This is a genomic window from Ensifer sesbaniae, assembly GCF_013283665.1.
GTDB lineage: Bacteria > Pseudomonadota > Alphaproteobacteria > Rhizobiales > Rhizobiaceae > Ensifer > Ensifer sesbaniae.
The window spans coordinates 386,117-398,055 of sequence record NZ_JABEKU010000002.1 but is presented as its reverse complement, the minus strand read 5'-3'; the positions used below and the strand labels follow the sequence as shown (position 1 = coordinate 398,055).

Genomic DNA, 11,939 nt, shown 5'->3' with positions numbered 1-11,939 from the left:
ATGGGCGAAAAATTCCTGTTCGATGGACCTGAGGATGCGCCCGTCACCATTCTGCTCGCCCATGGTGCCGGCGCGCCGATGGATTCCGCTTCGATGAACGCGACCGCCAAGGCGCTCGCCGCAGCAGGCTTTCGCGTCGCGCGATTCGAGTTCGGCTATATGGCGGCAAGACGAACGTCGGAGGGACGCAAACCGCCGCCGCGCGCTGAGACGCTCAACCCGGAATATGTGGCCGCCGTCGACGCGCTCGGCACGAAAGGCCCGCTCGTCATCGGCGGCAAATCGATGGGCGGGCGGGTTGCAAGCATGATCGCCGACGATCTTCATGCGTCCGGCAGGATCGTCGGGCTTCTCTGCCTCGGCTATCCCTTCCATCCGCCGGCAAAGCCCGATCAGTTGCGCACGAAGCATCTGGCGGGCCTTAGGACGCCGACCCTGATCTGCCAGGGAACCCGCGACGAGTTCGGCACCTGCGAGGAGGTTCAAGCTTATACGCTTTCCGATGCGATCGAAGTCCTGTGGCTCGAGGACGGCGACCATGATCTCAAGCCGCGCAAGAGCATTTCCGGCTTTTCGACGGCAGATCACCTGAGGACCGTGGCCGACGCGGTTGCAGCCTGGGCCGCGCGGCTGACGTAATGATCTTGACGCCGGGATGAAGATCGCCACCTTCAACATCAACGGCATCAACAAGAGGCTCGAAAACCTGATCGCCTGGCTGGGGCAGGCCAAGCCCGACATCGTCTGTCTGCAGGAATTGAAAGCGACCGACCGCCAGTTTCCGCAATCGGCCATCGAGGCGGCCGGTTACGGAGCGGTCTGGCAGGGACAATCGGCCTGGAACGGTGTGGCGATCCTCGCCCGCGGCAGCGAGCCGATCTTGACCCGCATCGGGCTCGACGGCGATCCGTCGGACAACCAGGCGCGCTACATCGAGGCCGCCGTCAGCGGCACCCTGGTCGCTTGTCTCTATGCGCCCAACGGCAACCCGCAGCCCGGCCCGAAATACGCCTACAAGCTCGCCTGGCATGAGCGCTTGGCCAAACATGCCGCCGAGCTCTACGCCCTCGACCTGCCGGTCGTGCTTGCGGGCGACTACAACATCGTGCCGGAACCGCGCGATATCTACCCGACGACCTCCTATGATGACAACGCCCTGGTCCAGCCGCAAAGCCGCGCAGCATTTCGCGAGCTCCTTGATCAGGGTTGGCTCGATGCGCTGCGCAAGATTTATCCGAAGCAGGAGCTTTTTACGTTCTGGGATTATCGCCGGAACCGGTGGCAGCGCGATGCCGGGCTTCGGCTCGACCATATGCTCCTCAGTCGCAAGCTCTCCCGCAAACTCATCGGCGCGGGCATCGACCGGGAAATCCGCGGTATGGAAGGCGCGAGCGACCATGCGCCGGTATGGATCGAACTGCGCAATTGAGGCGCTCCTGCCTGCAGGCAGCGAAAGTGCCGCTCCACGATAGCGAGAAGGCCTGGTCGCGACAGCTATGGCACGGCGTTACGTCCCTCCGACTGTGTTGATCGGGCATTCTGCGGAAAGCGGGAAGGCAGGGCTGTCGAGCCGGGTGGCAAGGATCATGTGACGAACAAGGCGCCCCGCTGCACTACGATACAAATCGGCCCCGATCGGAAACATCGCCGATACGTCGCGCTGGTTCTCTGCCGCGCATATCAAGCGCGATCGATGCCCTGGCGCATCGATCCAGTGCGGAGAGCGATGATGATCCTGTTCGTTGTAGCCTATCTCGCAGGCGTGCTGACCATCGTCAGCCCCTGTATCCTCCCGGTTCTGCCATTTGTGTTTGCGCGGGCAGGGCAGCCCTTTTCCACGAGCATTCTTCCGATGCTGCTCGCCAAGATCGTGACCTTTGCCGGCATCGCTTCGCTCGCCGCACTCGGGGGAAACTGGGCGGTACAGGCGAACGCATTTGGCCGCTACGCCGCGATCGTGTTGCTCGCGGTCTTTGGCGTGACGCTTTTGTCGACGCGTGCCGCCGCTTTCGTGACGGGCCCGCTCGTCGCGCTCGGCAGTCGCCTGTCCAGGAAAGTGGCAACCGAAGAGAAGGGGAGCGTTGGCGGCGCCATCCTCCTCGGCGTTGCGACCGGATTGCTCTGGGCGCCCTGTGCCGGCCCCGTGCTTGGGTTGGTGCTGACCGGTGCGGCGTTGAACGGGGCAAATGTTCAGACGACCTTGCTGCTCACGGCTTACGCGGCCGGCACGGCCACATCACTGGCACTGGCGGTTCTTGCCGGCGCCAGGGTGTTTGCGGTGATGAAGCGCTTCCTCGGGGTTGGTGACCGCATCCGACAGGGCTTGGGCGTTGCGGTCCTTACCGGCGTGGCGGCGATCGCTCTTGGCCTCGATACCGGGCTACTGGCACGCCTTTCCTATGCGGGCACGACCGGCTTCGAACAGGCAATTCTCGATCAGTTGCGTGGCAATGCCGCCCCTGTGGACGTCGCGGGCACCCGCTTGCCTCTTGCCGCGAAGGATGGGCGCCAGGCGGCCTTTCGCAGCGACCTTCCGGTAGAAGGCACGTTGCCATCGCTCGATGGCGCCGTTCAATGGTTGAATTCAAAGCCGCTGACGCCCGCCGAGCTTCGCGGCAAGGTCGTTCTCGTCGACTTCTGGACCTACTCCTGCATCAACTGCATCCGCACGATCCCCTACGTTCGGGCCTGGGCGGAAAAATATCGCGACCAGGGCCTTGTCGTCATCGGCGTGCACACTCCTGAGTTCGCCTTTGAAAAGCAGATCGAAAACGTCGAAAAGGCGGTTCGTGACTTCAAAATTGGCTATCCGGTCGCAATCGACAACAACTTCGCCATCTGGCGTGCCTTCTCCAACAGCTACTGGCCGGCCCATTACTTCATCGATGGCGAAGGGCAGATCCGCTACACCCATTTCGGCGAGGGCGACTATGAAGGTTCCGAGCGGGTGATCCAGGATCTGCTGGCGGAAGCTGCAGGCAAGCAAAAGGCCGAAAACGAGTTCGTCACGCCGAATGCGAAGGGCGCCGAAGCGTCGCCGGACCTGGCCCGGCTTGGCTCCGGCGAGACCTATATCGGCTATGCACGGGCTGCGAACTTCGTCTCGCCGGAAGGTGTGTCGGCTGACACAGCCCAGCGCTACACCATCGCCGAACCGCGCCTCAATGAATGGGGTCTTACCGGCAACTGGACGGTCGGCGCCGAACAGGCAAGCCTCAACGAAGCTGGCGGTGGCATCACCTATCGGTTCCGTGCCCGCGACCTGCACCTGGTGCTCGGCCCGCGCGCCGGCGGCAAGCCCGTACCGTTTCAGGTGACGGTCGACGGGATGCCGCCCGGCGCAGACCATGGCTCGGATATCGATGCGGCGGGCAAGGGCACCGTCACGGAGACCCGCCTTTACCAGCTCGTTCGCCAATCCGGCGAAGCGCGCGAACGGACCTTCGAGATCCGCTTCCTCAAGCCTGGCGCCGAAGCCTTCGTTTTCACTTTTGGATGATCTCGGACACGGCCTGACGGCGGTCCGCATTTCCGACGGCGCCTTTCTCTTCGTACAGGCCGATACAATTTTGCGGCGCTCCGAACACAACAGCAATACGTGCGAGCCCGAAACTGGCGGCCAGATCGGTTTGGCCCGGTGAACCCATATCAAAACAGGAGCAGACCATGCGCACCTTCATCGCAGCTTTTGCCATTGCCGCGCTGGCAGCAGCGCCCTGTGCATGGGACAGTGACCCGAGAGAGCCCGGGCCCCTGGCGGCGATCTTTGCCAGTTCGGTGTCCGAGGTGGCGAGCGGCGATGCCTCGCCGTCGCAGGAGGCCGCCTTTCCCGACGAGGTCCTGCAGGAGGAAGCCGAGGCTGGGCTCTAGGGCCACCCGTGTTCGCGGATGAAGCCGGTCTCACTGCTGAGCGCAGTGGCTGAAAATGCCGGAATTATGACATTTGAGCCATGGCCATCCGGCCCTACCATCGAGGCTCCAAACCCAAGGCAAAGGAGCCTGAAGTGAACACGAATTCCAAAGGAACTGCATTGATCACCGGCGCGTCCTCCGGCATCGGCGCGATCTACGCTGATCGGCTGGCGCGCCGGGGTTTCGACCTTATCCTCGTTGCCCGTAACCGTGAGCGCCTGAATGACCTAGCCAATCGTCTTGCCGACGAGACCGGGCGCGCCATTGAGGTCGTGCCTGCAGACCTCGGCAAGAAGGGAGATCTGAAGCGGATCGAAGCTCTGCTTCAGAGCGACGCGAGCATCACGGTACTGATCAACAATGCCGGCGTCGGCGCGACCGCGCCGTTACTGGCGTCGGATGTCGACAAGATGGAGGACATGATCACGCTGAACGTCAGCGCGCTCACGCGGCTGACCTATGCGGCCGCGCCGGGATTTGTCGCACGCGGTACCGGCACGATCATCAATATCGCTTCGATCGTCGGCGTTGCGCCTGAACTCCTGAACGGCGTCTACGGTGGTACGAAGGCCTTCGTATTGGCGTTCACTCTGTCGCTGCAGAAAGAACTGGCCGACAACAACATCCGTATCCAGGCCGTGCTGCCCGGTGCGACGGCGACGGATTTCTGGGGCATCGCCGGTACGCCGCTCGACCACGTGCCGAGCGAGATCGTCATGCAGGCCGAGGACATGGTCGATGCAGCGCTTGCCGGCCTCGATCAGGGCGAAGTGATCACCATTCCGGCGCTGCCGGATGCCGGTGATTGGGCGGCCTATGAGGCGGCCCGGCAGAAACTCATGCCGAACCTTTCCAGGAGCGCACCCGCCGCTCGCTACAACGTCGGGGGATAGCTCCGATCTCCTTCCGGGTCCTCCCATCCCGGAACCGCATGGCGATGCCGTCGGCATCGCCTCAACACTCGAACTAGGAGAATGATGATGTCCAGACGCCATTTGCCGGTCGCCAAGGGCAGTCGCTTGGCCGCCTTCGCGCTGTCGGGAGCGATCGCAATCCTGCTCCCTCCGCTCGCCGCCTACGCCGCGGGTGCTTCCTCGGCGGGCGGCGCTCCGATCGTGGCGGCCGCAAAGCCTGCGGCCGACGAATCCATTCGGCCGTTCCAGTTCCATGCGAGTGACGTCGCGCTTGCCGACCTCAAGCAGCGGATCGCGGCCACCAGATGGCCGGACCGCGAGTTGGTGAACGACGGCACCCAGGGCGTGCAACTCGCCACCATGCGGAAGCTCGCCGACTATTGGGCGACCATGTATGATTGGCGCAAGGTGGAGAAGAAGCTCAACGACCTGCCGCAGTTCGTCACCAACATCGACGGGGTCGATATTCATTTCATTCACGTGCGGTCGAAGCACAAGAATGCGATGCCTCTCATCATCACCCACGGCTGGCCCGGCTCGATCATCGAGCAGTTGAAGATCATTGATCCCCTGACCAATCCGACGGCCCATGGCGGCAGCGAGGCCGATGCCTTCGACATCGTCATTCCCTCGCTGCCGGGCTACGGCTTCTCCGGCAAGCCGAATGAACGCGGTTGGGATCCCGTCCGGATCGCGCGGGCCTGGGCGGTGCTGATGCAGCGTCTCGGCTATACCCACTATGTCGCGCAGGGCGGCGACTGGGGGGACGCGGTCACGGAGCAGATGGCCCTGCAGCGGCCGGCCGGCTTGCTCGGAATTCACACCAACATGCCGGCGACCGTTCCGACCGAAATCCAGAAGAGCCTCGATGCTGGCGGCCCGGCACCATCCGATCTTTCGGCCGACGAGCGCCGTGCCTATGATCAGCTCGATTTCTTCTACAAGAACGGGCTGTCCTATGCCCAGGAGATGAGCAAGCGTCCGCAGACGCTCTATGGCATCGAAGACTCCCCGATCGGCCTTGCGAGCTGGATGCTCGACCATGACGCCCGCAGCTACGAACTGATCGCCCGCGTCTTCGATGGCCAGCCAGAGGGTCTGACGCGCGATGATGTGCTCGACAATATCACGCTGTATTGGCTGACCAAGACCGCCGTATCGTCGGCGCGTCTCTATTGGGAGAACAAGCTCGCCTTCTTCCAGCCGAAGGGCGTGCAAATCCCGGTGGCCGTCAGCGCCTTCCCGGACGAGCTTTATCAGGCACCAAAGTCCTGGGCAGAAAAGGCGTTCCCCAAGCTCATCCATTATAATCGCCTCGCCAAGGGGGGACACTTTGCAGCCTGGGAACAACCGGAGGCCTTGGTCGATGAACTGAGAGCTTCCTTCAAGTCATTGCGTCAACCGAGCTGACGGAAAGGGGCGTGCGCAACCGCGCCCGGCGTCGCAACAACAGGAGAAGTGACATGACACGTGCAGATAGCAACAACAGAGCGCCTTCGGTTGACCTGAAGTTCGAGGTCGCCGTCATTCCGGTCTCGGACGTCGATCGCGCCAAGACCTTCTACGGTCGTCTTGGTTGGCGGCTCGATGCCGACTTTCCCGTCGGCGATACGTTTCGCGTCGTCCAGTTCACGCCGCCGGGCTCGCCGGCGTCGATCCACTTCGGCACGGGGCTGACTTCGGCCACTCCCGGCTCGGCCGATGGTCTCTATCTCGTCGTCTCGGATATCGAAGCCGCGCGTGATGAGCTCGTTGAACGCGGCGCCGAAGTGAGCGAGATCTTCCACCGCGAAGGCCCCGGAAAACCGCCAATCGCGGGGCGCGATCCGGCGCGCCGCAGCTACCGCTCCTACGCGACCTTCAGCGACCCCGATGGTAACGGCTGGCTGCTTCAGGAAGTGACCGAGCGTTTGCCCGGACGTGTCGATGGCGATGTCACGGGTTTCGCTTCGGTTGCCGATCTTGCAGCAGCACTGCGTCGCGCCGCCGCCGCGCACGGCGAGCATGAGAAACGCAATGGCGGTGAGCACGATCACAATTGGCCGGATTGGTATGCCGAATACATGGTCGCGGAGCAGGCCGGAAAGCCGCTTCCCGAATAGGCTGCGGCCTTGACCGTCGCGTTTCCGCTATGGCGCAAATATGGTATAAACGACCATTCCAGACAGGGTGTTTGACATGCACCGGATCGGCTACGTCGTCTTTCCAAGATTCCAGCTCATGGGGTTCGCGGCGGTCACCGCCTTCGAGGTTGCCAATCTGGCGCTCGGCGAACAGGCCTACGAGATCGAATTGCTGTCGGAAGGGGGCGGCGAGATCAAGTCGTCCGCCGGCTTCGGCGTCCTGACGAAAGCCTTCGACGGGACGATCTATGACACGGTCATGTTTGGCGCGGGCACCGAAATCGAACCGGTATCTCCCGGGCTGGTCGCCTTCGCACGCCACGCGCTCAAGGCCTCGCGGCGGGTGGCCGCTCCTTGCACCGGTGCCTTCATCCTGGCGGAGTCCGGATTGCTCGACGGCCGTCGAGCAACGACCCATTGGGTATTCGCGCGTCAGTTGCGGGAGCGTTTTCCTGAGGTGCGGGTCGAAGAAGATCGCATCTTCATCGTCGATGGCAGCGTGTGGACCTCAGCCGGCATGACGGCCAGCATCGATCTGGCGCTCGCGATGATCGAGAAGGATCACGGCGAAGACATCGCGCGCCAGGTCGCCCGCAAGCTGGTCGTCTATCAGCGACGCGCCGGCGGCCAATCGCAGTTTTCCGCCTTGCTCGACCTGGACCCGAAGTCGGATCGCATCCAGAAATCGGTCAACTATGCCAAGGCCAACCTGCGCAACGTGTTGTCGGTCGAGGAATTGGCGGATGCGGCAGGATTGAGTGCGCGCCAGTTCAGCCGGGCCTTCCGTTCCGAGACGGGACAATCGCCGGCGAAAGCGGTCGAGCATTTGCGCGTGGAAGCGGCGCGCCTGCTGATGGAGCAGGGGCGCCACTCGATGGACGTGATCGCCGAGGAAACCGGCTTTGCCGACAGCGACCGCATGCGTCGGGCTTTTCTGCGCACGCTCGGACAGCCACCGCAGACGATCCGGCGCAATGCGCGCGAGGGCATCGCCTGACCTTAGACGGCAGAGACCGCTACAGGATGATGTATCGCCGTGTATCCAAGGCCTGCCTTTTCTACATGCGCTTTCAATGTGAGCCGCTGAGCACACGACCGCGATACATCGGCGCTCCATATCTGATGACAGTTCAGTTCACTGGAGGCAGCCAATGTCCGACGAAATCAACCACCCGCGCCGTCGTTTCATCAGCGCAATTGCGCTCTCGCTGGCGGCGACGCAGTTCGTTTCGGCAAGCGTCGCCAAAGCGCAATCGGGAAACAGCGAGGCTGCGCGCCTGCCGGCCATCACCCCCGGAACGAACAAATCCTTTGCTGCAATCAAGCAGATCGATGCGGGTGTCTTGAACGTCGGTTATGCCGAACTTGGCGCCAGCGACGCTCCGGTCGTGATCCTGCTGCACGGCTGGCCCTATGACATCCATACCTATGTGGACGTTGCGCCGTTGCTGGCAAATGCCGGTTATCGCGTGATCGTGCCGTATCTGCGCGGCTACGGCACGACCCGCTTTCTCTCCGCCGACACACCTCGCAACGGCCAACAGGCGGCGATCGCCGCCGATATTGTCGCTCTGATGGACGCCCTCAAGATCGAGAAGGCCGTCATCGGCGGTTGCGATTGGGGTGCGAGGACCGCCAACATCATCGCCGCCCTCTGGCCCGAGCGTTGCAAGGCGATGGTTTCGGTCAGTGGCTATCTCATCGGTAGCCAGGAGGCGAACAGGAAGCCGCTGTCACCGCAGGCCGAGCTTGCCTGGTGGTACCAGTTCTACTTCGCCACCGAGCGGGGCTATGCCGGCTACAAGCAGAACCACAAGGAGTTCGCCAGGCTGATCTGGAAGCTTGCCTCGCCCAAGTGGAATTTCGACGATGCCACCTTCGACAAGAGCGCCGAGGCGCTCGAGAACCCTGACCATGTCGACATCTCGATCCACAATTACCGTTGGCGCCTCAGTCTCGCCGAGGGCGAAGCAAAGTATGACGACCTCGAAAAACAGCTCGCTGAACTCCCGACCATTACCGTCCCGACCATCACGCTGGAGGGCGACGCCAACGGCGCGCCGCATCCGGATCCTGCGGCCTATGCCAAGCGTTTCTCCGGCAAGTATGAGCATCGGCTGATCACCGCCGGCATCGGCCACAACCTGCCGCAAGAGGCGCCGTCCGCCTTCGCCGAGGCAGTCGTCGACGTCGACCGTTTCTAGTTTTCTCCCGCAGACGTGGAAGCGCTGGTTCCGGTTCGCCGGTCCCGCGTTCTTTCCGCGCCGATGGGCGTTGGGAACGCGCCCGGCGCCATGTGGCGCGGCCCGGCCAGGGCCGCCCATCGGTGGGTAGCTGAGCGCACCGGGACGGACGGCCGCCTTCGTATCAGCGTGCATCCGTCCCTGACCTTGGCAGACTTCCACACATTTGCGCATCTCGGTGAAACATCCTTCACACCTGCGGGGCGCCATCTGTTTCTCGTCGCAAAAGGGTAATCGGGCCTGGAAGGAACACCTGTCGAAAGGCAGAACAGCATGAGCGACGAACCCGGAGTAACTCTTTGCGGTCGGCTGGTCGGCATGCTTCAACCCGGACTCTTGAAAGTCAGGCGGCAAATTGGTGGGTGATGCCAGCACACTTTTCGACGCCTGGGCTGCGGCGGAATACTCAAACCTGAACGCGAGCGGAAGCTTCTGCACGATCGGCGCGGAAACGTCGGCGTGATGAGTTGGTGGCGCAGAAGGGCCGCGCCTTGCGTATCTGTGCGGAGCTTCAAGAACGGCTGTTCGATGCACCGATAGCTGAGCGCTGCGATAGGCAGGAAGAACACAAAAGCCAGCAGGGGAAACAAAAGCGAAAGCCCAAAGGATAGCGGGCCAACATAATGCATCACGGCTTTTGCAACGGGGCCGTAGTACCAAAAGTGGAGCAGGTAGATCGAATAGGAGACCGTGCCCACGAAGGAGACCGAGGCCGATAGCCGCTTAGGCAGCGTCAATTTCGATCCGTCGTAGGGGGGCGATCATCACGGCGTAAAACGCGGCCTCGGCGGCAGGAAGATAGATCCACACCGGCGACGCTTGAGTCCCATAGAAACCGCCGCCGATGTTGAACCAGTGATAGCAGGTGACGAACGCCATGGCGACCGCAATGACCACCAAGGGCCTCACGCGTCCGCCTCGGTAGAAATGCCAAGCATATATCCCGGCGACGAACTGGTCGATGTGACCGATGATTGTCCAGTAGCCGATCGGCTGGATCTCCCAGCCAGCCATGAATAGGCTTAGGCGCAAGACGATCGCCGCAAAGACCAGCATCAAAGCCGATTCCCGTCGTATGCCGACGGCGAAGAGAAGAGCAGGAAGGATCAGGTAGAAGTGCCATTCTACCGCGATGCTCCAAGCACCGTTCGGCCACCTTGGGAGGATGCTTCCAAGCGCGATCCATGCCGCAGCCTCTTGAACCGGGGTTCCGTTGGCGACCCAGATCGTTGCCTTAAGCAACAGGACGACTGCCAGCAAGGGCAGGAGGCGGACGGCCCGGTTCCGCAGGAAGTTCTTATAGATGATCTGTTTCCCGTCCAGGAGCTTGGCGAACAGGTAGCCGCTCAGCGTCATGAATAGCGAAACGCCCGTATGCCCTTCCTCAAGTAATGAGAGCAGCGGCAAAGCCGGGACGTAATCTACTGGAACTCCGGCAGCATGGATGAAGCCAAGTGAACACCATGAAGGCGGCGAACGCTCGCACGTGATCCAGCTTTTCGAAATATTGCTCTGAAGACGATTGCACTCGCCTGCCCCAACGACCCTGGCTGGAAGATAGCACGGGTCATATGGGTACGAAACTCCCGACCACTGGTAGGCCCATCGACGTCGCTGAGGGGATAGTGCGCAGGCATGAGAATCTCGCTGCCAACTGATTTTGCGCGCCAGATTCGCGGCGCAATCGCCGGAGGGCTGGCCGCGTCAGCGCCAGTCAGAGCCGCCGGCACCGCTATCGTCTTGCAGCGTTTCAAGAACCACACTCATTTCTCCGAGTGCAATTGTTTGAGACATGGCGATGTCCAGTAGCGCGTCCCTGGACCGGCTCCGCTGTGAGGCCTCGCGTCGCTGAAACCCTTCAAATTGAACTGTGCGAAGATCACTCTTCGGACGCGGCACGATCGGTAGCCTCCTGCATCACCTCGCATGAATGGCGCACCTGGCGCGACTGTCGTAGCAGATGGGACCCCAACTCTGCGGCTGCAGCGATATCGGCGAAGAGCAGGCCCGCCTCAGCCAGGGTGCCATCGTCAATCGCGTCTGTTTCGTTCGGGTCGAAATCACCAAGCAGTTCCAGAAGCGCTTCGATCCTTTGGCGTTGCCCGCCGGCCGCGGCGAGCAGGTTCCGCTCGATCCGCTCTCGCTCGAGCCTTTCGAGGTCGCGCAGCGCCTTGCCCACGCGGTCTCGGCATTCGCAGTCGATTGCGCTGCTCAGGACCGCACCATGCATGCGCCCAATCGCGCCGCTGATCTCCTCCTTGGTTTGGGCCAATGTCATCGCAGGGTCCGCTGTTCGCATTGCATTTGTTCCATGTCCAAGGTTGCGTGGCGGCACTTCCGCCTCTGGGCAAGCTCGATCCGGCACTCTCGGCGTCGAGCCTAAGAGCAAGTGGGGCCGGGTTCTTTGAACTAGCGCAAAGACGGACAGTTTTTCGCTGCCAAGACGCCTGGTCAGGCAGCGGGCACGAGCGGGGGAATGGTCCTCGTCCTGATGTTTTGGGAAGATCGTGCAGCGCGCCCGGAGGGGCGGGTCCTGCAGACGCCGGATAGGTCATCGTCGCGGCGATGGATATCGTTGCTTGCGATACAGCAGACGGGGAGGGGACTCAAGGGAAGGATAATCCGGGAGTGTCTCGACCAGATTCGAGCTTAGGCCCGGCCGCTCGCGCGGCCGGGCAGGCGAGGATTGGGAACGCACGATCGCGCCATTGGGCCTCGCCTCATTTGTCACGGTTTCGTGCTCGCCG

General features: G+C 62.4%; 13 protein-coding genes. 9 read left to right on the top strand and 4 right to left on the bottom strand.

Going from position 1 to position 11,939, the window contains the following annotated elements:
• From BHMPCIPO_RS19680 to BHMPCIPO_RS19670, 3 genes are all read left to right on the top strand, one after another.
• Positions 1-639, top strand: coding sequence for an alpha/beta hydrolase family protein (locus BHMPCIPO_RS19680; RefSeq protein ID WP_173518523.1), 639 nt, complete (start codon positions 1-3; stop codon positions 637-639).
• A 16-nt stretch (positions 640-655) separates the two neighbouring features.
• Entirely contained in the window at positions 656-1,429 is a 774-nt protein-coding gene (gene xth / locus BHMPCIPO_RS19675) for an exodeoxyribonuclease III (protein WP_173518522.1), read from the top strand.
• 300 nt (positions 1,430-1,729) lie between these two features.
• Positions 1,730-3,499, top strand: a complete 1,770-nt coding sequence (locus BHMPCIPO_RS19670; RefSeq protein ID WP_173518521.1) for a cytochrome c biogenesis protein DipZ — start codon at positions 1,730-1,732, stop codon at positions 3,497-3,499.
• Here the strand turns inward: BHMPCIPO_RS19670 and BHMPCIPO_RS19665 are convergent.
• The gene (locus BHMPCIPO_RS19665; protein WP_173518520.1) at positions 3,486-3,680 is read right to left on the bottom strand and encodes a hypothetical protein; all 195 of its coding nucleotides are present in this window, start codon (positions 3,678-3,680) and stop codon (positions 3,486-3,488) included. The two genes, BHMPCIPO_RS19670 and BHMPCIPO_RS19665, sit on opposite strands and share 14 nt — an antisense overlap.
• On the opposite strand from BHMPCIPO_RS19665, the gene BHMPCIPO_RS19660 reads away from it, so the two are divergent.
• From BHMPCIPO_RS19660 to BHMPCIPO_RS19635, 6 genes are all read left to right on the top strand, one after another.
• Positions 3,667-3,870: a hypothetical protein gene (locus BHMPCIPO_RS19660; RefSeq protein ID WP_173518519.1), complete on the top strand. Its 204-nt coding sequence runs from the start codon at positions 3,667-3,669 to the stop codon at positions 3,868-3,870. The two genes, BHMPCIPO_RS19665 and BHMPCIPO_RS19660, sit on opposite strands and share 14 nt — an antisense overlap.
• Before the next feature lie 134 nt (positions 3,871-4,004).
• Entirely contained in the window at positions 4,005-4,805 is an 801-nt protein-coding gene (locus BHMPCIPO_RS19655) for an SDR family NAD(P)-dependent oxidoreductase (RefSeq protein ID WP_173518518.1), read from the top strand.
• 87 nt (positions 4,806-4,892) lie between these two features.
• The gene (locus BHMPCIPO_RS19650; RefSeq protein WP_173518517.1) at positions 4,893-6,236 is read left to right on the top strand and encodes an epoxide hydrolase family protein; all 1,344 of its coding nucleotides are present in this window, start codon (positions 4,893-4,895) and stop codon (positions 6,234-6,236) included.
• Between the two features lie 53 nt (positions 6,237-6,289).
• Positions 6,290-6,928: a VOC family protein gene (locus BHMPCIPO_RS19645; protein ID WP_173518516.1), complete on the top strand. Its 639-nt coding sequence runs from the start codon at positions 6,290-6,292 to the stop codon at positions 6,926-6,928.
• A gap of 76 nt (positions 6,929-7,004) precedes the next feature.
• Complete coding sequence (locus tag BHMPCIPO_RS19640; RefSeq protein WP_173518515.1) at positions 7,005-7,946, top strand: GlxA family transcriptional regulator; 942 nt, start codon at positions 7,005-7,007, stop codon at positions 7,944-7,946.
• Between the two features lie 154 nt (positions 7,947-8,100).
• On the top strand, positions 8,101-9,153 hold the full coding sequence (locus BHMPCIPO_RS19635; RefSeq protein ID WP_173518514.1) for an alpha/beta fold hydrolase: 1,053 nt from the start codon (positions 8,101-8,103) through the stop codon (positions 9,151-9,153).
• A gap of 362 nt (positions 9,154-9,515) precedes the next feature.
• Here BHMPCIPO_RS19635 and BHMPCIPO_RS19630 read toward each other — a convergent pair whose 3' ends face one another.
• The 3 genes from BHMPCIPO_RS19630 to BHMPCIPO_RS19620 form a co-directional block, all read right to left on the bottom strand.
• A complete protein-coding gene (locus BHMPCIPO_RS19630) occupies positions 9,516-9,929 on the bottom strand; it encodes an acyltransferase family protein (protein ID WP_173518513.1) in 414 nt (137 codons plus the stop codon).
• A complete protein-coding gene (locus tag BHMPCIPO_RS19625) occupies positions 9,916-10,599 on the bottom strand; it encodes an acyltransferase family protein (RefSeq protein WP_282439082.1) in 684 nt (227 codons plus the stop codon). The genes BHMPCIPO_RS19630 and BHMPCIPO_RS19625 overlap by 14 nt, the downstream gene beginning before the upstream one ends.
• A 472-nt stretch (positions 10,600-11,071) precedes the next feature.
• A complete protein-coding gene (locus tag BHMPCIPO_RS19620) occupies positions 11,072-11,470 on the bottom strand; it encodes a hypothetical protein (RefSeq protein ID WP_246304485.1) in 399 nt (132 codons plus the stop codon).
• Positions 11,471-11,939: the final 469 nt, after the last annotated feature.